The sequence below is a fragment of the Mycolicibacterium sp. XJ1819 genome (genome assembly GCF_053483675.1).
This window is the reverse complement of sequence record NZ_JBEFST010000015.1, coordinates 121,575-145,866: the sequence shown is the minus strand read 5'-3', so window position 1 is coordinate 145,866 and position 24,292 is coordinate 121,575. Positions and strand designations below refer to the sequence as shown.

The following is a 24,292-nucleotide window of genomic DNA, read 5'->3' as shown; positions in this document are numbered from 1 at the left end:
GCGTGACTCGTCGCAAGATCTTGATCACCGGTGCCAGCTCCGGCCTGGGCGCGGGCATGGCCCGGGCTTTCGCGGCCAAGGGACGCGACCTCGCGCTGTGTGCCCGCCGCGCCGACCGGCTCGAGGAACTGCGGGCCGAACTGCTCGGGCGGTACCCCGGCATCACGGTCGCGGTGGCCGCCCTCGACGTCAACGACCACGAGCAGGTGCCGAAGGTGTTCGCCGAGCTCTCCGACGAACTGGGCGGCATCGACCGGATCATCGTCAACGCGGGCGTCGGCAAGGGCGCACGCCTGGGTTCAGGCAAGCTGTGGGCCAACAAGGCCACCATCGAGACCAATCTCGTTGCGGCGCTTGTACAAATCGAGACCGCGATCGAGATGTTCAAGAAAGCCGGTGGCGGAAACCTGGTTTTGATCTCGTCGGTTCTGGGCAATAAGGGTGTACCTGGAGTGAAGGCCGCCTATGCCGCCAGCAAAGCGGGCGTGTCGTCGCTGGGGGAGTCCCTGCGCGCCGAGTACGCCAGTGGCCCCATCACGGTGACGACCCTGGAGCCCGGCTACATCGAATCGGAGATGACGGCCGCCTCGGAGACCACGATGTTGATGGTGGACAACGAAACCGGGGTCAGGGCGATGGTCGCTGCGATCGAACGCGAACGCGGCCGGGCCGCTGTGCCGTGGTGGCCCTGGGCGCCGCTCGCGCAGCTCATGCGGGTCCTGCCGCCGCGGTTGGTCAAGCCGTTTGCCTAGCCGCCCTTGATGTTTAACCGTTTCGTGATCGTGGTAGCCGATTGCCATGATGCCAACACTGATGAAGAAGATGCCGATTCTGTTCGTCGGGGCGGCCGCCTCAGCCATTGCCTTCGCACCGCTGGCCGGTGCGAATCCGCCGCCCCCACCGCCGTGCGTCAACGCCGACGGCACCCCGTGCGCGAGCGTCGGAACCGCCGGTCCCGAGGGCGCCGCGGGCGCGATTCCGGGTGGGCCCGCTGGTCAGGCCGGCCCTGAGGGCGCCAGTGGCGCGATTCCGTTCGGGCCGTCAGGGTCCGCCGGGCCCGACGGCGCCAGCGGGTGCATCCCGAATGTCGGATGCGCCACGATTCCCGCGCCCTGACGCCTAGCTCGGGCGGCCGCGCTCGGTGCGGTAACGCCGCACCAGCGCGTCCGTCGAGGAGTCCGGCTGCGGGGCAGGCGAGGCGTCACCGGTGATCACCGGTAGCAGCGCCTTGGCCTGGGTCTTTCCGAGTTCGACCCCCCACTGGTCGAAGGAGTCGATGCCCCAGATGACCCCTTCGGTGAAGACCTGATGTTCGTAGAGCGCGATCAACTGCCCCAGCGCCGACGGCGTCAACTTGGTCGCGAGGATCGAGGTGGTGGGCCGGTTGCCCGGCATCACCTTGTGCGGCACCACATTCGGCGGAGTGCCCTCGGCGGCGATCTCCTCGGCGGTCTTGCCGAACGCCAGCACCTGCGTCTGGGCGAAGAAGTTGCTCATCAACAGGTCGTGCATGCTGCCCGCACCGTCGGCGGTCGGCAGATCGTCGGTGGGCTGGGAGAACCCGAGGAAATCCGCGGGCACCAGCCGGGTGCCCTGGTGCAGCAGTTGGTAGAACGCGTGCTGGCCGTTGGTTCCCGGCTCGCCCCAGAAGATTTCGCCGGTGCTGGTGGTCACCGGTGACCCGTCGGCCCGCACCGACTTTCCGTTGGACTCCATGGTCAGCTGCTGGAGGTAGGCGGCAAAGCGGGCCAGATCATTCGAATACGGTAATACCGCACGGGTTTCCGCGCCGAAGAACTCGTTGTACCACAGCCCGATGAGGCCGAGCAGCACCGGCGCGTTGGCCTCCAGCGGCGCGGTGCGGAAGTGTTCGTCGACGATGTGGAAACCGGACAGGAACTCCGCGAACCGCTCCCGGCCGATCACGGCCATCACGCTCAGCCCGATCGCGCTGTCGACCGAATAACGGCCACCCACCCAGTCCCAGAAGCCGAACATGTTCGCCGTGTTGATGCCGAAGTCGTCGACGAGTTTCTCGTTGGTCGACACCGCGACGAAGTGTTTGGACACCGCCGCATCGCCGAGGGCGTCGGTCAGCCAGCGCCGCGCGGCGGTCGCGTTGGTCAACGTCTCCAACGTCGAGAACGTCTTGGACGCGATGATGAAAAGCGTTGTGGCCGGGTCGAGTCCGTCGAGTTTGGCCACCAAATCGGCCGGGTCGACGTTGGAGACGAACCGCGCCTGGATGCCGGCGTCGGCGTAGTGGCGCAGGGCCAGCGTGACCATCGCCGGGCCGAGGTCGGAGCCACCGATCCCGATGTTGACGACGGTTTCGATGCGCTGGCCGGTGGCCCCGGTCCACTCGCCGCTGCGCAGCCGGTCGGTGAAGTCACCCATCTTGTCGAGCACCGCGTGGACGTCGGCGACGACGTTGCGCCCGTCGACGCTGAGTTCCGCGTCGCGCGGCAGCCGCAGCGCGGTGTGCAGCACCGCCCGGTCCTCCGAGGTGTTGATGTGCGCCCCGGAGAACATCGCGTCGCGACGCTGCTCGAGGTTCGCGGTGCGTGCGAGGGCCACCAGCAGCGACAGCGTCTCGCGGGTGACGCGATGCTTGCTGTAGTCGATGTAGAGGTCGCCGACCGACAGTGTCAGCTCGGTGCCGCGCTGCGGATCGTCGGCGAACAGCTCGCGCAGGTGTATATCGCGAACCTCGCTGTGATGCCGTTGCAGGGCCTGCCAAGCCGTGGTCGCGGTGATGTCGGGAATCTGCTGGGGGTCGACCGTCATGGGCACGACACTAGTGCGAGCACTTGGTCGAGGGTGTAAGGAAGAGTCATGGATACCGCCAAGTTGCTGTCGTCAGTGCCCACCGGCCTGTGGATCGGAGGCGAGGAGCGCGACGGCTCCGCCAGGTTCGACGTTCTGGACCCGTCCGACGATCAGGTGCTGGCCTCGGTGGCCGACGCCACCGCCGACGACGCGGTGGCCGCGCTGGACGCCGCGTGTGCGGTGCAGGCCGAGTGGGCGGGGACCCCGCCCCGCGACCGCGGCGAGATCCTGCGCGCGGTATTCGAGAAGATCACCGAACGCGCCGAGGACGTCGCCACCCTGATGACCCTGGAGATGGGCAAGGTGCTGCCCGAGAGCATGGGTGAGGTCAAATACGGCGCGGAGTTCTTCCGCTGGTTCGCCGAAGAGGCGGTGCGCGTGGCGGGTCGCTACACACACAGCCCGGCGGGCACCGGTCGCGTGCTGGTGACCAAGCAGCCCGTCGGACCCTGCTACGCGATCACCCCGTGGAACTTCCCGTTGGCGATGGGCACCCGCAAGATCGGCCCCGCCTTCGCCGCCGGCTGCACGATGATCGTCAAACCCGCGCAGGAAACCCCGCTGACCATGCTGCTGCTGGCCAAGCTGATGGACGAGGCCGGGCTGCCCAAGGGCGTGCTGTCGGTGCTGCCGACCAAGAGTCCCGGGCCCGTCACCGAGGCGCTGGTCAACGACGGCCGCCTGCGCAAACTGACCTTCACCGGATCGACGGGCGTGGGCAAGGCACTGGTCAGACAATCGGCCGACAAGCTGCTGCGCACGTCGATGGAACTCGGCGGCAACGCGCCGTTCGTGGTGTTCGACGACGCCGACGTCGACGCGGCCGTCGACGGCGCGATCCTGGCCAAGATGCGCAACGGCGGCGAGGCGTGCACCGCGGCCAACCGCTTCCACGTGGCCAACGCGGTGCGTGAGGAGTTCACCGACAAGCTGGTCAAGCGGATGAGCGAGTTCACCCTGGGCAAGGGCCTCGACGAGGCGGCCACGCTGGGGCCGCTGATCAACGCCAAGCAGGTCGCCACTGTCGAACAACTGGTCTCCGACGCGGTGTCGCGCGGGGCGACCGTCGCCGTCGGCGGCACCGCCCCCGGCGGCCCCGGCAACTTCTACCCGGCCACCGTGCTCACCGATGTGCCCGCCGACGCCCGCATCCTCAGAGAGGAGGTTTTCGGTCCCGTCGCGCCGATCACCGGTTTCGACACCGAGGACGAGGGCATCGCGGCGGCCAACGACACCGAGTACGGTCTGGCGGCCTACATCTACACCCGGTCGCTGGACCGCGCGCTGCGGGTGGCCGAGGCCATCGAATCCGGGATGGTGGGCATCAACCGCGGCGTGATCTCCGATCCGGCCGCGCCGTTCGGTGGGGTCAAGGAATCCGGCTTCGGTCGCGAGGGCGGTTTCGAGGGCATGGAGGAGTACCTCGAGACCAAGTACATCGCGCTGACGAAATAGCTCGACACGCCGCCGCGCCTGCCACCACGGGTCCGTCGGCGCGGGCAAGATTTCCCGAGTGAATGCGCGTCGTTTCGTCGCGCCCGCTGATCGCCGCCCGCTTTCGGGCCACGGCTCCTCGCGTGCGCGCGGCCAGATCCCCGCCCTGGACGGCATCCGCGCCGTGGCGGTCGCGCTCGTGCTCGCCGACCACGGCGGCATCCCCGGGGTGAGCGGCGGCTTCCTGGGCGTCGACGTGTTCTTCGTGCTCAGCGGATTCCTGATCACCTCGCTGCTGCTCGACGAATACCGGCGGACCGCGCGAATCCGCCTCACCGACTTCTGGATTCGCCGGGCCCGTCGCCTGCTGCCCGCGCTGCTCGTCATGGTGCTCGCGGTGGTGGCCTGCCGTGAGTTCTTCACCTCCGAGTCCACCGCATCGCTGCGCGACGATGCCGTCGCCGCGTTCTTCTGGATCTCCAACTGGGTGTTCGTCGCACAGCGCACCGACTACTTCGCCCAGGGCGCGCCGCCGTCGCCGCTGCAGCACACCTGGTCACTCGGCGTCGAGGAGCAGTACTACCTGATCTGGCCGGTGGTGGTGATCGCCGTGGCCGCGCTGTTCTGGGCGCAGCTGCGGCTGGCCGTGTTCGTGCTGGCCGGCGTCGGCGTGGTGGCGTCGGCGACCGCGGCGATCGTGCTGACCACCGACGCCGGAGCCGCCGAGTTGAACCGGGTCTACTTCGGCACCGACACCCGGGTGCAGGCGATCCTCGTCGGCGCCGCGGCGGCGGCCCTGTTGGTGCGGGACTGGTCGGTGCTCGTCGACGGCGGCTCGCTGATCCGGACGCGCTGGGGGCACATCGCGGCCCGCATCGCGCCGTTCGTCGGGCTGGCCGTGCTGGGCGCGGCGGTGCATTACGCCACCGGTAGCGCCGACGACTTCCGCCGCGGTCTGCTGATCGTGGTGGCGCTGGCCGCCGTCCTCGTCGTCGCGGGGGTGGCGCTGGAACAGGACGGGCCCGTCGCCCGGGTGCTCGCGTGGCGGCCCCTGGTGGGGCTGGGCGCGATCTCCTACGGCGTGTACCTGTGGCACTGGCCGATATTTCTGGCGCTCAACGGCGAACGCACGGGGTGGTCGGGTTGGCCGCTGTTCGTGCTTCGCTGCGCGGTGACGGTGGCGGTGGCCGCGGCGTCCTGGTGGCTGCTGGAGCAGCCCGTCCGCCGCTGGCGCCCGGTGATCGTCCCGATGCTGCCCCTGGCCGGCGCGACGGCCGCCACCGCCGCGGTGATCACGATGACGGTGCTGCCGGTGGGGGTCACCGTCGAGCAGCCGGCCCGCGACAGCATCGACTCCGCAGCGCTGGTCGGCCCGGAGGTGCCGGTCGAGGTGCGCACGCCCGTGCAGCACGCGCCGGGCACCCGGACCGTCTCGGTGTTCGGCGACTCGGTGGCCTGGACGCTGATGCGGTATCTGCCGCCGACCCCCGGCCTGGCGTTGAGCAACCACACCACGATCGGCTGCGGCATCGCCCGCGGCGGGCCCTACCGCTACGTCGGCGAGACCCTCAACCAGAAACCCGAATGCGACACCTGGCCGAGCCGATGGGCGCAACGCATCAACCACGAACGCCCCGACCGGGTGCTGCTGATCATCGGACGCTGGGAGGTCGTCGACCGGATCAACGAAGGCCGCTGGGCCCACGTCGGCGAACCGGGCTACGACGCCTACCTGCGCGGTGAACTCAACCGGGCGCTGGACATCCTGGGCTCGACCGGCGCGAAGATCATCGTCACCACGCAGCCCTACAACCGGCGCGCCGAACGGCCCGACGGCAGCCTGTACCCGGAGGACGACCCCGACCGCGCGGACGCCTGGAACGCGTTGCTGCGCAGCGTCGTCAAGCACCGGCCGAACGTGACCGTGCTGGACCTCAACCGCAAGCTCGGCCCGGACGGCGGCTACACCAACCGCATCGACGGCATCCGGATCCGCAGCGACGGCGTGCACCCCACGCCCGAGGCCGTGGAATGGCTGACGCCGTGGCTGACCGAGGCGCTGCGCAAGTAGGCCGGCGTCAGTGGCCGAGACGGCCGCGGCCAAGGCGCAGCAGCAGCATCGCCAGGTCCTTGCCGTCGGGCCCGAGCACGCTGTAGCGCTCGATGACCTTCATCTCGCGGCTGTGCACCAGACGGGTGCCACCGGAGGCCATCCGGGCCTTGCCGATGAGCTTGGAGACCTCGGTGCGGCGCTGGACGGCGGCCAGGATCTCGGCGTCCAGCCGGTCGATCTCCTGCCGCAGGTCATCGATGTTCATCTCGACGGGCGGTGTGGACATGGGATTCTCCGCGTTCTCGTTGTGTGGGGGTGTCGGTCTCATCCGGTTTCGGGCCTCACACAAGAGAGGAGCCCCGGATCCGAAAGCGGACCGCGGGGCTCTTTTGAGCAGCTAAACCACGGGGACCGCTGGCCGGTACCCGTAAAAAAATCGTCCTTGCTGCGTGAGCACCCATCGAGTGTGCCACCAAAGGCCACGCGGGCGCAAAGTGTCGCTGCTCAGCGGTAAGTTCGACAGCGATATGTCTCTTTCTTCGCCGGCCACTTCCTCTCCGGCTTCTTCGGCCGCAGACCAACTCCTCGACGGACTCAACCCGCAGCAGCGCCGCGCGGTGTTGCACGAGGGTTCGCCGCTGCTGATCGTCGCCGGTGCGGGGTCGGGCAAGACCGCGGTGCTGACCCGCCGCATCGCCTACCTGCTGGCCGCCCGCGACGTCGGCGTCGGCCAGGTGCTGGCGATCACGTTCACCAACAAGGCCGCCGCCGAGATGCGCGAGCGGGTCGTGCAGTTGGTGGGCCCGCGTGCGCGCTCGATGTGGGTGTCGACATTCCACTCCACCTGTGTGCGGATCCTGCGCAACCAGGCCTCGCTGCTGCCGGGGCTGAACTCGAACTTCTCGATCTATGACGCCGACGACTCGCGACGGCTGTTGCTGATGATCGGCAAGGACATGGGGCTGGACACCAAGCGGTACTCACCGCGGCTGCTGGCCAACGGCATCTCCAACTACAAGAACGAGCTGATCGGGCCCGAGCAGGCCGCCGCGGAGGCGTCGGAGGCCGGCGAGGAACTGCCGGGCATCATCGCCGAGGTGTACGCCGAGTACCAGCGTCGGCTGCGGGCGGCCAACGCGTTGGACTTCGACGACCTGATCGGCGAGACCGTCGGTGTGCTGCAAGCGTTTCCGCAGATCGCGCAGTACTACCGGCGGCGGTTCCGGCACATCCTCGTCGACGAGTATCAGGACACCAACCACGCGCAGTACGTGTTGGTGCGAGAACTGGTCGGCACCGCGGGCCCGGCCGACGATCCCGCCGCGGTGGCGCCCGCCGAGCTGTGCGTGGTCGGTGACGCCGACCAGTCCATCTACGCCTTCCGCGGCGCGACGATCCGCAACATCGAGGACTTCGAACGCGACTTCCCCGACGCCACAACGATTCTGCTGGAGCAGAACTACCGCTCGACGCAGAACATCCTCAACGCCGCCAACGCGGTGATCGCCCGCAACGCCGGGCGGCGGGAGAAGCGGTTGTGGACCGACTCCGGAGAAGGGGACCTGATCGTCGGCTACGTCGCCGACAACGAGCACGACGAGGCGCGTTTCGTGGCCGGCGAGATCGACGCGCTCGTCGACGAGGGCGGCAGTTACAACGACGTCGCGGTGTTCTACCGCACCAACAACTCCTCGCGTGCGCTCGAAGAGATCTTCATCCGCTCCGGCATCCCTTACAAAGTCGTCGGCGGCGTCCGGTTCTACGAGCGCAGGGAGATCCGCGACATCGTCGCCTACCTGCGGGTGCTCGACAATCCCGGGGACGCGGTCAGCATGCGCCGCATCCTCAACACGCCGCGGCGCGGCATCGGTGACCGCGCCGAGGCGTGTGTGGCGGTCTACGCCGAGAACACCGGGCTGTCGTTCAACGATGCCCTGCAGGCGGCCGCCGAGGGCAAGGTCCCGATGCTCAACACCCGCGCGGAGAAGTGCATCGCGGCCTTCGTCGAACTGCTCGACGGGCTGCGCGGGCGCCTCGACGACGAACTCGGCGAGCTCGTCGAGGCGGTGCTGGACCGCACCGGTTATCGCGCAGAGCTCGAATCATCAAGTGATCCACAGGACCTCGCGAGGCTGGACAACCTGAACGAACTGGTGAGCGTCGCACACGAGTTCAGCATCGACCTGGCCAACGCGGAGGCCACCGGGGAGCTGGACCCCGCCGACGAGGACATCCCGGACACCGGTGTGCTCGCGCAGTTCCTCGAGCGGGTGTCGCTGGTCGCCGACGCCGACGAACTGCCGGAGCACGGCGCAGGTGTGGTGACGCTGATGACCCTGCACACCGCCAAGGGGCTGGAGTTCCCGGTGGTGTTCGTGACCGGTTGGGAGGACGGCATGTTCCCGCACATGCGGGCGCTGGGCGACCCCACCGAACTGTCCGAGGAACGCCGACTGGCCTACGTCGGCATCACCCGTGCGCGTCAACGGCTCTACGTCAGCCGCGCCAAGGTCCGCTCGTCGTGGGGGCAGCCGATGCTCAACCCCGAGTCGCGGTTCCTCAAGGAGATCCCGCAGCACCTGATCGACTGGCGGCGCACCGATCCGGGCCCGTCGCTGCCCGCCCCGGTCAGCGGTGCCGGCCGGTTCGGCACGCCCGAGTCCCGACGGCCCGCGCCGTCACGTTCGGCGTCGAAGCGTCCGCTGGTGGTGCTCGAGCCCGGCGATCGGGTCAGCCACGACAAGTACGGCCTCGGCCGCGTCGAAGAGGTCACCGGGGTCGGGGAGTCGGCCATGTCGCTGATCGACTTCGGCAGTGCGGGCCGGGTCAAGCTGATGCACAACCACGCCCCGATCACCAAGCTCTAGCCCGACCGCGCCCAGCGTCGAGTCGCGGGCAGCAGCACCAGGGCGACGGTGGCCACCGGCAGCACCGGGATGGCATAGACCACCGGAGGCAGTTTCGCGCCCGCGACGAACAGGGCGGAGAAGATCAGCAGCGCCACCACCGCGCCGACGACGATCAGAAGTCGGCTCATCCGGCGGCGCAGCAGCAGCGCGATCAGGCCGGCGATGCTCGCCGCCGCCGACACCGCGGCCAGGAAGCCGACGGCCACGCAGAACAACGGGTCGGAGTTCCACCAGCCGGTGATCAGATCGGTGGCGATGACGGCCGTCGCCCAACCCGCCAGGATCGTCACCACGGCCGTGGCGATGGCCCCCTTGGGATTGGCTGCCTTCGCGCCCGCCGGGCCCACAGCGACGGGCCTGGCCCGCGGTATGTACGTCGTCTGAGGATCTGCGGCCGCCGCGGGAATCTGCCCGGTGGGATGACGCCGGATGATCGAGGTCTGCGGGGTGTCGTCGCCGGCCACCCGGCCAGACTAGTCGCCGGGGCCGAGTCCGCGTTTGGCCAGCCAACCGACCGGGTCGACGCGGTCGGTGCCGTTGAGCAGCACCTCGAAGTGCAGGTGCGGGCCCGTCGAGTTGCCGGTGTTGCCCATCTTCGCGATCTGGTCACCCGCCCACACCCGCTGGCCGATGTCGACCATCACCGAGCTGAGGTGGCCGTAGAGCGTCACGGTGCCGTCGGAGTGCCGCAGCTTGACCATGTTGCCGTAGCCGGCATATGGACCGGCCGAGATCACCACCCCGTCGGAGGCCGCAAGGATCGGCGTGCCAATGGAATTGGCGATGTCGATGCCGCCGTGCAGCACGCCCCAGCGGTAGCCGAAGCCCGACGTCCACACGCCGCGGGTGGGCATCACGAACATCGGCCGCTGCAACCTGGCCTCGCGCTCGGCGCGCTCCTGCGCGAACGCCGCGGCCTTGACGATCTCCTCGGCGTGCACGGCCGCGCTGGCCGCCGGCGCCACCGCCACCACCTGCATGCCGTCGGCCGATCCGGTGATCATGCCGCCGCCGATCGCCGCCGTGTCCGCGGCCAGCACCGTGTCCGCGGGGGCCTTGTCGGTGGCGTTGACCATCGTGTACGCGCCCGCCGCGGTGGCGCCCACGGCCATGGCGGCGACCATCAGCCGGCCCTTCACGGGGACCTCGGCCTTGCGGTGCGCGGCGCGGCGGCCGCCGATGGCGATGATGTCGGTCGCGGCGACGCCGTCGCTGACGTCGGTGTGGCTGTCGCGGTACGCGCGCGGAGTCGACCGGCGCTCCTGCCCCGGCTCCGGCCGGAACTCCGAGGGCACCGCCAGCCGCAGGGGCGTCTGGTCGTCGGTGTCGTTGAGATCGTCGAGTTCCGGCGCGTGAACGACCTGCGCCTCGCGGTCGAACGCGCTGTTGGCGCGGAAGTCCGACTCAGCCAGCCGGCCGAATTCGTTGAACGGGATGATGTCGGTGACCTCGGCGGCGGTCTCGGGGAAACGCGTTACGCGACCGTTGATTTGCTGGTCCGTCGGTCGACCTGCGTGAAGCCGAGACGAACGGTGCCGAGCCAACCTGAGGAGTCCTTTGTGTCGTGACCGAAACGTGATCTAGACCAGAGGCACGTTAACCAAAGTGGGAAGCGGGTGGCAAGCCAAGTGAGTATTCCGTCGCTGAATGTGACGTCTATCACGATTGCGCGGCGGTGAGATCGACCACATCAGAGGTGGGCGGTTTTTTAGCCGTTAGTTCGTGTGGATAAAGTTCCCCCGAACCCGTCAGGCAAACGTTCGACATCCGCGTTCGACAGACAGTGAGACCATGGATCTCTTCGAGTACCAGGCGAAAGAGCTTTTCGCCAAGCACAACGTGCCCACCACCCCCGGCCGGGTGACCGTCACCGCCGAGGACGCCAAGGCGATCGCCACCGAGATCGGCAAGCCCGTCATGGTGAAGGCACAGGTCAAGACCGGCGGCCGCGGTAAGGCCGGAGGTGTGAAGTACGCCGCCACCGCCGACGACGCCTTCACCCATGCACAGAACATCCTCGGCCTGGACATCAAGGGCCACATCGTCAAGAAGCTGCTGGTCTCCGAGGCGAGCGACATCGCCGAGGAGTACTACATCTCGTTCCTGCTCGACCGGGCCAACCGCACCTACCTGGCGATGTGCTCGGTGGAGGGCGGTATGGAGATCGAAGAGGTCGCCGCGACCAAGCCCGAACGGCTGGCCAAGGTGCCCGTCGACCCGATCAAGGGCGTCGACGAGGCGTTCGCCCGCGAGATCGCCGAGAAGGGCCACCTGCCCGCCGAGGTGCTCGACGCCGCGGCGGTGACGATCGCCAAGCTGTGGGAGGTCTTCGTCGCCGAGGACGCGACGCTGGTCGAGGTCAACCCGCTGGTGCGTACTCCCGACGATCAGATTCTGGCGCTGGACGGCAAGGTCACCCTCGACGGCAACGCCGACTTCCGCCATCCCGAGCACGCCGAGTTCGAGGACCGTGACGCCACCGATCCGCTGGAGCTCAAGGCCAAGGAGCACGACCTCAACTACGTCAAGCTCGACGGGGCGGTCGGCATCATCGGGAACGGTGCCGGTCTGGTGATGTCGACGCTGGACGTCACCGCCTACGCCGGCGAGAAGCACGGGGGCGTGAAGCCGGCCAACTTCCTCGACATCGGCGGCGGCGCCTCGGCCGAGGTGATGGCCGCGGGTCTGGATGTCATCCTCAACGACGAACAGGTCAAGAGTGTGTTCGTCAACGTGTTCGGCGGCATCACCTCATGCGACGCCGTCGCCAACGGCATCGTCAACGCGCTGAAGATCCTCGGTGACGAGGCGAACAAGCCACTCGTGGTGCGCCTGGACGGCAACAACGTCGAGGAGGGCCGCCGCATCCTGGCCGAGGCCAACCACCCGTTGGTGATCCAGGCCGACACCATGGACGCCGGTGCTGACAAAGCCGCCGAGCTGGCGAACAAGTCTTAAGGAGCTATGACCCATGTCTATCTTTTTGAACAAGGACTCCAAGGTCATCGTCCAGGGCATCACCGGCGGTGAGGGCACCAAGCACACCGCGTTGATGCTCAAGGCCGGCACGCAGCTGCTGGGCGGCGTCAACGCCCGCAAGGCCGGAACCACCGTGTCGCACAAGGACAAAGACGGCAATGACGTCGAACTGCCGGTGTTCGGCACCGTTGCGGAGGCGATGAAGGAGACCGGCGCCGACGTGTCGGTGGTCTTCGTGCCGCCGAAGTTCGCCAAGGACGCGATCATCGAGGCCATCGACGCCGAGATCCCGCTGCTGGTCGTCATCACCGAGGGAATCCCGGTGCAGGACACCGCCTATGCGTGGGCCTACAACGTGCACAAGGGCAGCAAGACCCGCATCATCGGACCGAACTGCCCCGGCATCATCACGCCCGGCGAGGCGTTGGCGGGTATCACCCCGGCCAACATCACCGGCCCGGGTCCGGTCGGCCTGGTGTCGAAGTCCGGCACGCTGACCTACCAGATGATGTTCGAACTGCGCGATTTCGGGTTCTCGACCGCGATCGGCATCGGCGGCGACCCGGTGATCGGCACCACCCACATCGACGCGATCGAGGCGTTCGAGAAGGACCCCGACACCAAGGTCATCGTGATGATCGGCGAGATCGGCGGCGATGCCGAGGAACGTGCCGCCGACTACATCAAGGCCAACGTCTCCAAGCCGGTCGTCGGCTACGTCGCGGGTTTCACCGCGCCGGAAGGCAAGACGATGGGCCATGCGGGCGCCATCGTGTCCGGTTCGTCGGGCACCGCGCAGGCCAAGAAGGAAGCGCTGGAGGCCGCGGGCGTCAAGGTCGGCAAGACCCCGTCGGAGGCCGCCCGGTTGGCCCGGGAGATCCTGCAGAACCAATAGCGGTTCCGCGGCCTTTTCTGCGCGCACTGGTTGGCGTGGCCGAAGCCGCATCGGTTAGCCTGTCGAACTAGCTCGTCCGCGGTGGTGAGCGTGCGCAGACTCCGCACTTTTCGCGGCGTGTCGCCCTCAGACATGCACGCTCGCGAAAAAGGGAAAGGTGAGCTCATGGCGGTCGATCCCCGCACCCCGGTACTCGTCGGCGTCGGCCAGTTCACCGAACGCATCGACGACCCCGGCTACCGGGGCATGTCGGCGGTCGACCTCGCGACCGCGGCCGCCGAGGAGGCGCTGGCCGACACGGGCGTGAGCGCCGCCGCGGTGGCGTCCGCGATCGACACGGTGTTCGCGCTGCGCCAGTTCGAGATCTCCGGTCCGATGCCGGCGGCGCTGGGTAAGTCGAACAACTATCCGCGCTCGGTGATGAACCGGCTCGGCGGCGACCCGGCTCGGGTGGTGCTGGAACCCGTTGGGGGACAAGGCCCGCAGAAGCTGGTCACCGAGGCGGGTGCCGGGATCGCCGCGGGTGAGGCCGACGTCGTGATGATCGTCGGTTCCGAGCCCGGGTCGACGGCGCGGTACTTCGCCGACCGCGAGGACAAGCCCGACTTCACCGAGCACGTCGAGGGGCAGCTCGAGGACCGCGGCCACCAGATCTTCGGCTACATCGACGACTACACGATCCGACACGGCCTGACCGGCGCGCCGGTGCAGTACGGGCTGCTGGAGAACGCGCGACGGGCCCGGCTGGGCCGCAGTGTCGCCGACTATCGGCACGAGATGGCCGAGCTGTTCGCGCCGTTGTCGAAAGTGGCTGCCAAGAACCCTCTTTCGTCATCGCCGGTGGAGCGGTCGGTGGACGAGATCGTCACCGTCACCGCCGACAACCGGATGATCTGCGAGCCGTATCCGCGGCTGCTGGTGGCCCGTGACCAGGTCAACCAGGGTGCCGCCGCGGTGTTGACGTCGATCGAGGCGGCCCGCAGGCTCGGCGTGCCCGAAGACAAGTGGGTCTACGTGCACGGCCACGCCGACCTCGTCGAGCAGGCCCTGCTCGACCGCGGCGATCTCGGCGCCGGTCCGTCGGTGAAACTGGCGGCCGAAGAAGCGCTGCGGCTCGCCGGCATCGGGCCCGACGACATCGCCACCTTCGACCTCTACAGCTGCTTCCCGTTCCCGGTGTTCGTCATGTGCGAGGCGCTCGGCATCGACGGCGACGACGCGCGCGGGTTGACCCTCACTGGAGGGTTGCCCTACTTCGGCGGCCCGGGCAACAGCTACTCGCTGCACGCCATCGCCGAGACTGTGGTCCAGATGCGAGACAGACCAGGGCAATTCGGCCTCGTCGGCGCGAACGGCGGCATCCTGAGCAAGTACTCGGTGGGCATCTACTCCACCGAGCCCGCCGAGTGGCGCGCCGACCGCAGCGCCGAACTCAACGCGCAAATCGCCGCGCTGCCGACCGTCGACGTGGTCAAGGAGCCCGAGGGCGCGGCCACCGTCGAGACGTACTCGGTGCGCTACGACTGGCCCGAAACCACCGGGATCATCGTCGGCAGGCTCGACGCCGACGGCGCACGGTTCATGGCCACCACCGTCGAGCAGGACTTGGTGGCGCTGATGTCGCAGGGCGATCCGCTGGGCGCCGCGATCACGGTGCGCAGCACCGAACACGGCAACCGCGCGTCGCTTCGGTGAGCAAAGGGCGCCGAGTCTAGGCCAGCGTGGCCAGTTTGCCCGCCAGACGTTCGACGTAGGAACCGACCTCGGCCTCGGGCTTGTCCGGCAGGCCGAACAGCACCTCGGTGACGCCGAGGTCGGCCCAGCGGGCCAGCTTGTCGGGGTCCGGCTTGAAGTCCAGCGCGACGATCTGCGGGGCGCCTTCGCGGCCGGCGCCGGCCCAGATGTCCTGCAGCAGCTTGACCGGGGCGTCGATGTCGAAATCGCGAGGTGTGGTGATCCAGCCGTCGGCGGAGCGCGCGATCCACTTGAAGTTCTTCTCGGTGCCCGCCGCCCCGACCAGCACCGGGATGTGGGCCTGCACCGGCTTGGGCCACGCCCAGCTGGGGCCGAAGCTGACGAACTCGCCCTCGTAGGCGGCTTCCTCCTCGGTCCACAGCGCCCGCATGGCCTCCAGATATTCGCGCAGCATCGTGCGGCGGCGCCCGGGCGGCACCTTGTGGTCGGCCAACTCGTCGGTGTTCCACCCGAATCCGACGCCGAGTGAGACGCGGCCGCCGGACAGGTGATCCAGCGACGCGATGGTCTTGGCCAGCGAGATCGGGTCGTGCTCGACGGGCAGGGCGACCGCGGTGGACAGCCGCACCCGCGAGGTCACCGCGCAGGCGGTGGCCAGTGACACCCACGGATCCAGGGTGCGCATGTAGCGGTCGTCGGGCAGCGTCTCGTCGCCGGTGGTCGGGTGGGCGGCCTGGCGCTTGACCGGGATGTGGGTGTGCTCGGGCACATAGAACGTGGTGAAGCCGTGGTCATCGGCGAGTTTGGCGGCCGACGCGGGAGTGATGCCCCGGTCGCTGGTGAAGAGTACGAGCCCGTAGTCCATAGAGGAATTAGAACGTGTTCTAGTCAGAAGGGCAACGTCGGGGTGGCAAACCGCCGCCCGCGGCGGCGCCGCCGGTGAGCGAAAGCGATGAGCCAGAACGGGATTCGGAGGTCGCAGACGTGCGCGCGTCGCAGTGCGTCCACGTGCGCTAGCGTGGGTCTTCAAGCCCGCCCAGAACAGGAGAGGTCATGACGTATCCCCCAGGCCCGCCCGGTAGCCCCGGATACCCGCCGGCGCAGCAGCCGACCACTCAGTTCGCCGCGCCGACCCAACAGTTCGGCAGGTCCCCCGACACCGCTTCGACCCCGCAGGCCCCGAGTGCACTGCCGATGTATCTGACCGCGGCGGTGGCGTTTCTGGGGCTCGCCGTGTATCTGGCGGGCTTCGGTCCGCTGTTCACCGCGAGCACCGACTTCTTCACGCCCGGCCTGCTCGACATCGGGATCACCGCGGCGATCCTGGCCGGGCTGCTCGCCGGCGTCGCGCTGCTGCCCAGGCAACGGGTGGCGCCCGGCGTCATCGCGGCGCTGTCGGTGCTGAGCTTCCTGCTGGTGATCGCGATCGTGCTGACCGCGCCGGCCGGGGTGTCGGCCGACTGGGGGCTGTACCTGATCATCGCGTTCACGGTGTTGCAGTCCGTCGTCGCGGTCGCCGCGCTGCTGTACGACGCCGGTGTCATCACACCGCCGGCGCCGCGGCCCAAGTACGACCAGCAGTACGGCCAGTACGGCTACTACGGCCAGCCTTCCCACGGCGGTCCGCACCAGCAGCAGGGCCCCGGCCAGCAGCGCCCCGGCTATCCGTCCCCGTACGGCTACCCGGGCGGCTACAACGCGGGTCCGCAGCAGGGCCAGCAGAGCGGGCCACCGACCCCGCCCACCGGCTTTCCCGCCTACGGGCAGCCGCCGTCGAACTCCGCGCCGACCACCCAGACTCCTGCCCAGTCTCCTCAGACGCCCACACAGCAGGAATCGCCGTCGCCTTCCGCGCAGTCTGCTCCGCCGCCGTCGTAATCTGAGCCGCGCGCGTGAACTGCGCGCGCTGAGCTTGCGCGAGGAGCGGCCCAACTAGTGGAAGACCGACCAGTCGGCACACGCCAGGCGCGTGACCTGCTCCGGGTCGCCTTCGGGCCGTCCATCGTGGCGCTGGGCGTCGTCGCGGCCGTCGTGCTGCTGCAGCTGCTCATCGCCAACAGCGACATGACCGGTGCGCCGGGTGCGATCGCCAGTATGTGGCTGGGCGTGCACCTGGTGCCGGTCTCGATCAGCGGCGCCGAGCTGGGCGTGATGCCGTTGCTGCCGATGCTGGCGATGGTGTGGGGCACCGCGCGCACCACGGCGGCGGCCACCTCGCCGCAGGCGTCGTGGTTCGTGACGCGTTGGGTGGCGGCAGCCGCGCTGGGCGGGCCGCTGCTGTTGGCGGCGATCTCGTTGGCCGTCGTCCACGACGCCGCCTCGGTGCTCACGCAGTTGCAGACCCCCAACGCGCTGGCCGCGTTCGGCGGCGTGGCAGCCGTGCACGCGGTCGGGGCGGCGCTGGGGGTCGGATCTCGGGTCGGTGGGCGGCTGCTGGCCGCGTCGCCGCTGCCGGGGTGGCTGCCCGACGCGCTGCGGGCCGCCGCCGCGGGCGTGCTGGCACTGCTCGGGCTCTCCGGTGTGGTGATGGCCGGCTCGATGGTCGTGCACTGGGCGACGATGAACGATCTGTACTCGATCACCGATTCGGTGTTCGGACAGCTCAGCCTGACGGTGTTGTCGGTGCTGTACATCCCGAACGTGATGGTCGGCACCGCCGCGGTCGCCGTCGGCTCCAGCGCCCATGTCGGGCTGGCCACCTTCAGCGCGTTCACCGTGTTCGGTGGCGATGTCCCGGCGCTGCCGGTGCTGGCCGCGGCGCCGACGCCACCGCTGGGACCGGTGTGGGTGGCGCTGCTGATCGTCGCGGCGGCCGCCGCGGTGGCGGTCGGGCAGCAGTCCGCCCGACGGCCGATGCCGTTGGGCCCGGCGATGGGCAAGGTCGTGGTGGCGGCGGGTCTGGCCGCGGTGACGATGGCGGTGCTCGGTGCCGCCGGCAGCGGGCGCCTCGGCAACTTCGGCCACGTCGGCATCGACCAGACCACCTTCGCGCCCGCCGTCTTCTTGTGGTTCGCCGGCATCGGGGCGTTGACGGTGGCGATGACGGGCGGGATCACCCGCAGGCCGGCCAAGCCGGCCGTGCCGGATCCCGAGCCGGAACTCGAACCGGAGCCCGAACCGGAGCCCGAGCCGGAGGCGGGGCCCGAACCCGAGCCGGAACCCGGGCCGGAATCTGAGGTGCCGCCGCCGGCGATCGAAGAAGTCGAGGACCACTTCATGGTCGACGACATGGACGATGACGAGGCCGATTAGGCTGCCAGGCGTGCAGGAACCGCTTCGTGTGCCACCGAGCGCACCGGCACGGGTGGTGGTGTTGGCCTCCGGTACCGGATCGTTGCTCGCCTCGGTGCTGGCGGCGGCGGTCGGTGACTATCCGGCCAGGGTGGTGGCGGTCGGAACCGACCGCGTCTGCGCGGCGCTGGACATCGCGACCGCATCCGATGTGCCGGTGTTCACCGTCCGCCTCGGCGACCACGCCGACCGCGACGCGTGGGACGCCGCGATCACCGAAGCCACCGCCGCTTATGAGCCCGATCTGGTTGTCTCGGCCGGGTTCATGAAAATCCTTGGCCCGCGGTTTCTTTCTCGGTTTCCCGGCCGCGTGGTGAACACGCACCCCGCGCTGCTGCCCGCCTTTCCCGGTGCGCACGCGGTGGCCGATGCGCTGGAGCACGGTGTGAAGGTGACCGGCTGCACCGTTCATCTCGTCGACGCGGGAACCGACACCGGGCCGATCATCGCTCAGCAGGCCGTGCCGATTCTCGATGACGACGACGAGGCCACCCTGCACGAGCGGATAAAGGTCGTCGAACGGCGGCTTCTGGTGGACGTTCTCGAGACGCTGGCGACCCGCGGCGTGACCTGGACTGGACGAAAGGCGAATCTGGGATGACAGACGACGGCCGCAGGCCGATCCGGCGCGCGTTGATCAGCGTTTACGACAAGACCGGAATCGCCGATCTGGCGCGCGGTCTGCGCGACGCGGGCGTGGACATCGTGTCCACCGGCTCGACCGCGAAAACCATTGCCGACGCCGGTGTTCCGGTCACGCCCGTCGAAGAGGTCACCGGCTTCCCCGAGGTGCTCGACGGCCGGGTCAAGACCCTACACCCGCACGTGCACGCCGGCCTGCTCGCCGATCAGCGCAACGCCGAACATGTTTCGGCGCTGGCCGACCTCGGGGTGGCGCCGTTCGAACTGGTGGTCGTCAACCTCTACCCGTTCACCCAGACCGTCGACTCCGGCGCCGGTGTCGACGAGTGTGTCGAGCAGATCGACATCGGCGGGCCGTCGATGGTGCGCGCCGCGGCCAAGAACCATCCCAGCGTCGCGGTCGTTGTCGAACCGCTGGGCTACGACGGTGTGCTGGCCGCGGTGCGGGCCGGTGGTTTCACCCTCGCCGAGCGACAGAAGCTGGCCGCCCTGGCGTTTCGGCACACCGCCGAATACGACGTCGCGGTGGCGTCGTGGATGACCTCGGTGGTGGCGCCGGAGGACGCATCGCAGCCGCTGCCGCCGTGGCTGGGCGCGACGTGGCGACGCGAAGCCGTGCTGCGGTACGGCGAGAACCCCCACCAGCAGGCCGCCCTCTACCGCGACGACTCGGCGTGGCCGGGGCTGGCGCAGGCCGAGCAGCTGCACGGAAAACCGATGTCCTACAACAACTTCACCGACGCCGATGCCGCCTGGCGTGCCGCGTTCGACCACGACGACATCTGTGTGGCGATCATCAAGCACGCCAACCCGTGTGGGATCGCGGTCTCGTCGGTGTCGGTGGCCGACGCGCACCGAAAGGCACACGAGTGCGATCCGCTCTCGGCGTTCGGTGGGGTGATCGCGGCCAACACCGAGGTGAGCGTGGAGATGGCCGAGACCGTCGCCGACATCTTCACCGAGGTGATCATCGCGCCCGCCTACCAGCCCGGTGCGGTGGAGGTGCTGGCCCGCAAGAAGAACATCCGGGTGCTGGTGGCGGCCGAACCGCAGCGGCGGGCCACCGAGTTCCGTCAGATCAGCGGCGGCCTGCTGCTGCAGCAGCGCGACGAGTTCACCGCCCCCGGCGACGACCCGGCGAACTGGACGCTGGCCGCCGGTTCGGCCGCCGACCCGGCGATGCTGGCCGAGCTCAAGTTCGCGTGGCGGGTCTGTCGCGCGGTGAAGTCCAACGCGATCGTGGTGGTGGCCGGCGGCGCCACCGTCGGCGTGGGCATGGGCCAGGTCAACCGGGTCGACGCCGCGCGGCTGGCCGTGCAACGCGGCGGTGACCGGGTGCGCGGCGCCGTCGCCGCCTCCGACGCGTTCTTCCCGTTCCCCGACGGGCTGCAGGTGCTGACCGAGGCGGGGGTCGCGGCGGTGGTGCATCCCGGCGGGTCGGTGCGCGACGAGGAGGTCACCGCCGCCGCGGCCGAGGCGGGCATCACGCTCTACCTGACCGGGGCTCGCCACTTCGCACACTGAGGCGGCCGTCTGTCGGCCTGCGGCACACCCGCGCGCGCAGTTGCGTAACTTGGAGTCGTGACTCAACCGCATGATCTGCCCTCCACCGTCGGCGAGCTGAAGGCATCCGGCCACCGCGAACGAAGCGTGAAGCAGGAGATCCAGGAGAACCTGCTGGCCGCGCTGGCCGAGGGCGCCAACCCGTGGCCGGGCATCTTCGGCTTCGAAGACACCGTGATCCCGCAGCTGGAGCGCGCCCTGATCGCCGGGCACGACGTGGTGCTGCTCGGTGAGCGCGGGCAGGGCAAGACCCGGTTGCTGCGCGCCCTGACCGGGCTGCTCGACGAGTGGACGCCCGTCATCGACGGCGCCGAACTGGCCGAACACCCCTATCGCCCGATCACCCCCGAATCGCTGCGCCGGGCCGCCGAACTGGGCGACGAGCTGCCGGTGGCGTGGCGCCACCGCAGCGATCGCTACACCGAGAAGCTGGCCACCCCGGACACCAGCGTGGCCGACCTCGTCGGCGACATCGACCCGATCAAGGTGGCCGAGGGCCGCAGCCTCGGCGACCCCGAGACCATCGCCTACGGGCTGATCCCGCGGGCGCACCGCGGCATCGTCGCGGTCAACGAGCTGCCCGACCTGGCCGAGCGCATCCAGGTGTCGATGCTCAACGTGATGGAGGAGCGCGACATCCAGGTCCGTGGCTACACGCTGCGCCTTCCGCTCGACGTGCTGGTGGTGGCCAGCGCCAACCCCGAGGACTACACCAACCGCGGCCGCATCATCACCCCGCTCAAGGACCGGTTCGGCGCCGAGATCCGCACGCACTACCCGCTGGAACTCGACGCCGAGGTGGGCGTCATCAGCCAGGAGGCGCACCTGTCCGCCGAGGTCCCGGAGTACCTGCTGGCGGTGCTGGCGCGGTTCGCCCGCTATCTGCGCGAGTCGCGGTCGATCGACCAGCGCTCGGGTGTCTCGGCGCGGTTCGCGATCGCCGCCGCCGAGACCGTCGCGGCCGCCGCGCGGCACCGCTCGGCGGTGCTCGGTGAGAAGGATCCGGTGGCCCGGGTGGTCGATCTGGCCACGATCGTCGACGTGCTGCGCGGCAAGCTGGAATTCGAGTCCGGCGAGGAGGGCCGCGAACAGGCGGTGCTCGAGCATCTGCTGCGCCGCGCCACCGCCGACACCGCGCAGCGACTGCTCGGCGGCATCGACGTCGGGCCGCTGGTGGTCGCGATCGAGAACGGTTCGGCGATCACCACCGGTGAGCGGGTGTCGGCGCGCGACGTGCTGGCCGCGGTTCCCGAGGTGCCCGCGATCGCCGAGATCCAGCAACGTCTCGGCGCGACGACCGACGGTCAGCGCGCCGCCGCCGTCGAGTTGGCGCTCGAGGCACTGTATCTGGCGAAGCGGATCGACAAGGAATCGGGCGAGGGCGAAACCGTTTATGGCTAAACATATTTCGCGATACTCGCGATACACCGGCGGGCCCGACCCGCTGGCGCCCCCGGTCGACTTGCGCGAAGCCCTGGAGCAGATCGGCCAGGATGTGATGGAGGGCAGCTCGCCGCGCCGCGCGCTGTCCGAACTGCTTCGGCGCGGCACGAACAGCATGCGCGGTGCGGACAGGCTGGCCGCGGAGGCCAACCGGCGTCGCCGGGAACTGCTGCAGCGCAACAACCTCGACGGCACCCTCGCCGAGATCAAGAAGCTGCTCGACGGGGCGGTGCTGGCCGAGCGCAAGGAACTCGCGCGGGCGCTCGACGACGATGCGCGGTTCCAGGAGATGCGCATCGAGAACCTGCCGTCGTCGCCGGCCAAGGCGGTCCAGGAACTCGGCGACTACCAGTGGCGCAGCCCCGAGGCGCGCGAATCGTACGAGAAGATCAAGGATCTGCTCGGCCGCGAGATGCTCGACCAACGGTTCGCCGGAATGAAGCAGGCGCTGGAGAACGCCACCGACGAGGACCGGCAGCGCGTCAACGAGATGCTCGACGACCTCAACGACCTGCTGGACAAGCACGCCCGCGGCGAGGACACCGAGCAGGATTTCCAAGACTTCATGGACAAGCACGGGGAATTCTTCCCGGAGAACCCGCGCAACGTCGACGAGCTGCTGGACTCGCTGGCTCAGCGCGCGGCCGCCGCGCAGCGGTTCCGCAACAGCCTGTCCGCCGAGCAGCGCGCCGAACTGGATGCGTTGGCGCAGCAGGCGTTCGGCTCGCCGTCGCTGATGAATGCGCTGGGCCGCCTGGATTCCCATCTGCAGGCGGCGCGGCCGGGTGAGGACTGGACGGGCTCGTCGCGGTTCTCCGGCGACAACCCGCTCGGCATGGGTGAGGGCGCCGAGGCGCTCGAGGACGTCGCCGAGCTCGAACAGCTCGCCGAGGCGCTGTCGCAGAGCTACGCGGGCGCCACCATGGAGGACGTCGACCTCGACATGCTGGCCCGCCAGCTCGGTGACGAGGCGGCCGTCGACGCCAAGACCCTGGCCGAGTTGGAGCGCGCGCTGATGGAACAGGGGTTCTTGGACCGCGGTTCCGACGGGCAGTGGCGGCTGTCCCCGAAGGCGATGCGTCAGCTCGGGCAGACGGCGTTACGCGATGTCGCCCAGCAGCTCTCGGGCAGACACGGCGAGCGCGACACCCGCCGCGCGGGCGCCGCCGGCGAGCTCACCGGCGCGACGCGGCCGTGGGCGTTCGGCGACACCGAACCGTGGAACGTCACCCGCACGCTGACCAACGCGGTGCTGCGCCGCGCGGGTACCGGCGTCGCGGAGCTGCCGGTGTCGATCACGGTCGAGGACGTGGAGATCTCCGAGACCGAGACCCGCACCCAGGCCGCGGTCGCGCTGCTGGTGGACACGTCGTTCTCGATGGTGATGGAGAACCGCTGGCTGCCGATGAAGCGCACCGCGCTGGCGCTCAACCATCTGGTGAGCACGCGGTTCCGCTCAGATGCGTTGCAGATCATCGCGTTCGGCCGGTACGCCCGCACGGTGACGGCCGCCGAACTCACCGGGCTCGAAGGCGTCTACGAGCAGGGCACCAACCTGCACCATGCGCTGGCCCTGGCCGGCCGCCACCTTCGTCGCCACCCCAACGCCCAGCCGGTGGTGCTCGTCGTCACCGACGGTGAGCCCACCGCGCACCTGGAGGACTACTCGACGGGTTCGGACGAGGGCCCGATGGTGTTCTTTGATTACCCGCCGCATCCGCGCACCATCGCGCACACCGTCAAGGGTTTCGACGACGTGTCCAGCCTCGGGGCGCAGGTCACCATCTTCCGGCTGGGCAGCGATCCGGGCCTGGCGCGGTTCATCGATCAGGTGGCCCGGCGCGTGGAGGGCCGAGTGGTCGTGCCCGACCTCGACGGGTTGGGCGCCGCGGTGGTCGGCGACTATCTGCGCGCGCGGCGACGCCGCTGACGGGTGGCTCAGGTGGGCTTGCGCTTGAGGCGCCTGATGCCCACCCGGCCCCACAGCGAGAAGCCGCGGATCCGGACGCACGGCGCACCGGGTGCGCCGTCGCCCTCGACGCCCTGGTCGAAAGCGCCCATCACGCCCAGGCCGTGCAGGTCCACGTTGACCTCCGGCGGCACCAGGATGGTCTGGCTGCCGAAAATCGAGTAGGCGCGGATCTCGACCTCGGGCGAGGTGAAGTCGGCGTAGCGCAGATCGACGACGCCGCCACCGAACATCGCGAATGTGGTCAGGCGGTTGGGGACGTTCCACCTGCCGCGCCGCTCGAAGCCACTCATCAGCGCGAACAACACCGTCGACGGGGCGGGCCGCACCGGGCCGCCGCTGCGACCGCGGGTGAACGCCCCGGGCAGGTCGGCCGACACCCGGTCGAGTTCGTCGTAGGTCTGCGCGGCGTAGGCCCTGTTCAACCGCTCCTCGTACTCGTCGAGACGCAGACGGCCGTGAGCGGCGGCATCGGTGAGCAACTGCGCCACCTGAATCCGATCGGTGTCAGCAGCGCGCATCGAACCGTTTCGCGACGCTGGGGTACTCATCAGTGACGAGCCTACGACGAACGCTGGCACATGCAAGGC

20 protein-coding genes are annotated in these 24,292 nt (G+C 69.3%); 14 read left to right on the top strand and 6 right to left on the bottom strand.

What is annotated here, in order from left to right:
* The first annotated feature begins 2 nt into the window (after positions 1–2).
* Both ABQE89_RS18000 and ABQE89_RS17995 read left to right on the top strand, forming a co-directional pair.
* Complete coding sequence (locus ABQE89_RS18000) at positions 3–752, top strand: SDR family oxidoreductase (protein WP_448419019.1); 750 nt, start codon at positions 3–5, stop codon at positions 750–752.
* A 46-nt stretch (positions 753–798) separates the two neighbouring features.
* Positions 799–1,116, top strand: a complete 318-nt coding sequence (locus tag ABQE89_RS17995; protein WP_448419017.1) for a hypothetical protein — start codon at positions 799–801, stop codon at positions 1,114–1,116.
* Between the two features lie 3 nt (positions 1,117–1,119).
* Here ABQE89_RS17995 and pgi read toward each other — a convergent pair whose 3' ends face one another.
* Entirely contained in the window at positions 1,120–2,787 is a 1,668-nt protein-coding gene (gene pgi / locus ABQE89_RS17990; RefSeq protein WP_448419015.1) for a glucose-6-phosphate isomerase, read from the bottom strand.
* Positions 2,788–2,835: 48 nt separating this feature from the next.
* Between pgi and ABQE89_RS17985 the strand changes: the two genes are divergently transcribed.
* Complete coding sequence (locus ABQE89_RS17985) at positions 2,836–4,284, top strand: NAD-dependent succinate-semialdehyde dehydrogenase (RefSeq protein WP_448419013.1); 1,449 nt, start codon at positions 2,836–2,838, stop codon at positions 4,282–4,284.
* Positions 4,285–4,342: 58 nt separating this feature from the next.
* On the top strand, positions 4,343–6,334 hold the full coding sequence (locus tag ABQE89_RS17980; RefSeq protein ID WP_448419011.1) for an acyltransferase family protein: 1,992 nt from the start codon (positions 4,343–4,345) through the stop codon (positions 6,332–6,334).
* 7 nt (positions 6,335–6,341) lie between these two features.
* Here ABQE89_RS17980 and ABQE89_RS17975 read toward each other — a convergent pair whose 3' ends face one another.
* The gene (locus ABQE89_RS17975) at positions 6,342–6,644 is read right to left on the bottom strand and encodes a chorismate mutase (RefSeq protein WP_448419009.1); all 303 of its coding nucleotides are present in this window, start codon (positions 6,642–6,644) and stop codon (positions 6,342–6,344) included.
* Between the two features lie 199 nt (positions 6,645–6,843).
* Between ABQE89_RS17975 and pcrA the strand changes: the two genes are divergently transcribed.
* A complete protein-coding gene (gene pcrA, locus ABQE89_RS17970) occupies positions 6,844–9,183 on the top strand; it encodes a DNA helicase PcrA (protein WP_448419007.1) in 2,340 nt (779 codons plus the stop codon).
* On the opposite strand, the gene ABQE89_RS17965 is transcribed toward pcrA, so the two are convergent.
* A complete protein-coding gene (locus ABQE89_RS17965) occupies positions 9,180–9,689 on the bottom strand; it encodes a hypothetical protein (RefSeq protein WP_448419005.1) in 510 nt (169 codons plus the stop codon). The genes pcrA and ABQE89_RS17965 overlap by 4 nt on opposite strands.
* Positions 9,690–9,698: 9 nt before the next feature.
* Entirely contained in the window at positions 9,699–10,769 is a 1,071-nt protein-coding gene (locus tag ABQE89_RS17960) for a M23 family metallopeptidase (protein ID WP_448419003.1), read from the bottom strand.
* Between the two features lie 247 nt (positions 10,770–11,016).
* Here ABQE89_RS17960 and sucC point away from each other — a divergent pair, with 247 nt between their 5' ends.
* The 3 genes from sucC to ABQE89_RS17945 all read left to right on the top strand — a co-directional run bounded on the left by sucC (position 11,017) and on the right by ABQE89_RS17945 (position 14,794).
* Positions 11,017–12,183, top strand: a complete 1,167-nt coding sequence (gene sucC, locus ABQE89_RS17955; protein WP_448419001.1) for an ADP-forming succinate--CoA ligase subunit beta — start codon at positions 11,017–11,019, stop codon at positions 12,181–12,183.
* A 13-nt stretch (positions 12,184–12,196) separates the two neighbouring features.
* Positions 12,197–13,099, top strand: coding sequence for a succinate--CoA ligase subunit alpha (sucD, locus tag ABQE89_RS17950; RefSeq protein ID WP_448418999.1), 903 nt, complete (start codon positions 12,197–12,199; stop codon positions 13,097–13,099).
* Positions 13,100–13,264: 165 nt separating this feature from the next.
* Positions 13,265–14,794 (top strand): acetyl-CoA acetyltransferase, encoded by a 1,530-nt coding sequence (locus tag ABQE89_RS17945; protein WP_448418997.1) that lies wholly within the window; start codon positions 13,265–13,267, stop codon positions 14,792–14,794.
* A gap of 16 nt (positions 14,795–14,810) precedes the next feature.
* On the opposite strand, the gene ABQE89_RS17940 is transcribed toward ABQE89_RS17945, so the two are convergent.
* A complete protein-coding gene (locus ABQE89_RS17940; protein WP_448418995.1) occupies positions 14,811–15,659 on the bottom strand; it encodes an LLM class F420-dependent oxidoreductase in 849 nt (282 codons plus the stop codon).
* 188 nt (positions 15,660–15,847) lie between these two features.
* Here ABQE89_RS17940 and ABQE89_RS17935 point away from each other — a divergent pair, with 188 nt between their 5' ends.
* Genes ABQE89_RS17935 through ABQE89_RS17910 form a run of 6 tightly spaced genes read left to right on the top strand, consistent with a single transcriptional unit; the run spans position 15,848 to position 23,663 of the window.
* Positions 15,848–16,672, top strand: coding sequence for a DUF5336 domain-containing protein (locus ABQE89_RS17935; RefSeq protein WP_448418993.1), 825 nt, complete (start codon positions 15,848–15,850; stop codon positions 16,670–16,672).
* A 57-nt stretch (positions 16,673–16,729) separates the two neighbouring features.
* The gene (locus tag ABQE89_RS17930; protein ID WP_448418991.1) at positions 16,730–18,046 is read left to right on the top strand and encodes a cell division protein PerM; all 1,317 of its coding nucleotides are present in this window, start codon (positions 16,730–16,732) and stop codon (positions 18,044–18,046) included.
* A gap of 10 nt (positions 18,047–18,056) precedes the next feature.
* Positions 18,057–18,686, top strand: a complete 630-nt coding sequence (purN, locus tag ABQE89_RS17925; RefSeq protein WP_448418989.1) for a phosphoribosylglycinamide formyltransferase — start codon at positions 18,057–18,059, stop codon at positions 18,684–18,686.
* Complete coding sequence (gene purH, locus ABQE89_RS17920) at positions 18,683–20,251, top strand: bifunctional phosphoribosylaminoimidazolecarboxamide formyltransferase/IMP cyclohydrolase (RefSeq protein WP_448418987.1); 1,569 nt, start codon at positions 18,683–18,685, stop codon at positions 20,249–20,251. The genes purN and purH overlap by 4 nt, the downstream gene beginning before the upstream one ends.
* A gap of 57 nt (positions 20,252–20,308) precedes the next feature.
* Positions 20,309–21,691, top strand: coding sequence for a sigma 54-interacting transcriptional regulator (locus tag ABQE89_RS17915; protein ID WP_448418985.1), 1,383 nt, complete (start codon positions 20,309–20,311; stop codon positions 21,689–21,691).
* Complete coding sequence (locus ABQE89_RS17910; RefSeq protein WP_448418983.1) at positions 21,684–23,663, top strand: vWA domain-containing protein; 1,980 nt, start codon at positions 21,684–21,686, stop codon at positions 23,661–23,663. The genes ABQE89_RS17915 and ABQE89_RS17910 overlap by 8 nt, the downstream gene beginning before the upstream one ends.
* Before the next feature lie 8 nt (positions 23,664–23,671).
* On the opposite strand, the gene ABQE89_RS17905 is transcribed toward ABQE89_RS17910, so the two are convergent.
* Positions 23,672–24,253 (bottom strand): DUF1707 SHOCT-like domain-containing protein, encoded by a 582-nt coding sequence (locus tag ABQE89_RS17905; RefSeq protein WP_448418981.1) that lies wholly within the window; start codon positions 24,251–24,253, stop codon positions 23,672–23,674.
* Between the last annotated feature and the right edge of the window lie 39 nt (positions 24,254–24,292).

Bases quoted from the DNA above. Each gene is read 5' to 3' on its own strand.
- ABQE89_RS17995 (WP_448419017.1), top strand. From the start codon at position 799: ATGATGCCAACACTGATGAAGAAGATGCCGATTCTGTTCGTCGGGGCG.
- pgi (WP_448419015.1), bottom strand. From the start codon at position 2,787: ATGACGGTCGACCCCCAGCAGATTCCCGACATCACCGCGACCACGGCT.
- ABQE89_RS17985 (WP_448419013.1), top strand. From the start codon at position 2,836: ATGGATACCGCCAAGTTGCTGTCGTCAGTGCCCACCGGCCTGTGGATC.
- ABQE89_RS17975 (WP_448419009.1), bottom strand. From the start codon at position 6,644: ATGAGACCGACACCCCCACACAACGAGAACGCGGAGAATCCCATGTCC.
- pcrA (WP_448419007.1), top strand. From the start codon at position 6,844: ATGTCTCTTTCTTCGCCGGCCACTTCCTCTCCGGCTTCTTCGGCCGCA.
- sucC (WP_448419001.1), top strand. From the start codon at position 11,017: ATGGATCTCTTCGAGTACCAGGCGAAAGAGCTTTTCGCCAAGCACAAC.
- sucD (WP_448418999.1), top strand. From the start codon at position 12,197: ATGTCTATCTTTTTGAACAAGGACTCCAAGGTCATCGTCCAGGGCATC.
- ABQE89_RS17945 (WP_448418997.1), top strand. From the start codon at position 13,265: ATGGCGGTCGATCCCCGCACCCCGGTACTCGTCGGCGTCGGCCAGTTC.
- ABQE89_RS17940 (WP_448418995.1), bottom strand. From the start codon at position 15,659: ATGGACTACGGGCTCGTACTCTTCACCAGCGACCGGGGCATCACTCCC.
- ABQE89_RS17935 (WP_448418993.1), top strand. From the start codon at position 15,848: ATGACGTATCCCCCAGGCCCGCCCGGTAGCCCCGGATACCCGCCGGCG.
- purH (WP_448418987.1), top strand. From the start codon at position 18,683: ATGACAGACGACGGCCGCAGGCCGATCCGGCGCGCGTTGATCAGCGTT.
- ABQE89_RS17910 (WP_448418983.1), top strand. From the start codon at position 21,684: ATGGCTAAACATATTTCGCGATACTCGCGATACACCGGCGGGCCCGAC.
- ABQE89_RS17905 (WP_448418981.1), bottom strand. From the start codon at position 24,253: ATGAGTACCCCAGCGTCGCGAAACGGTTCGATGCGCGCTGCTGACACC.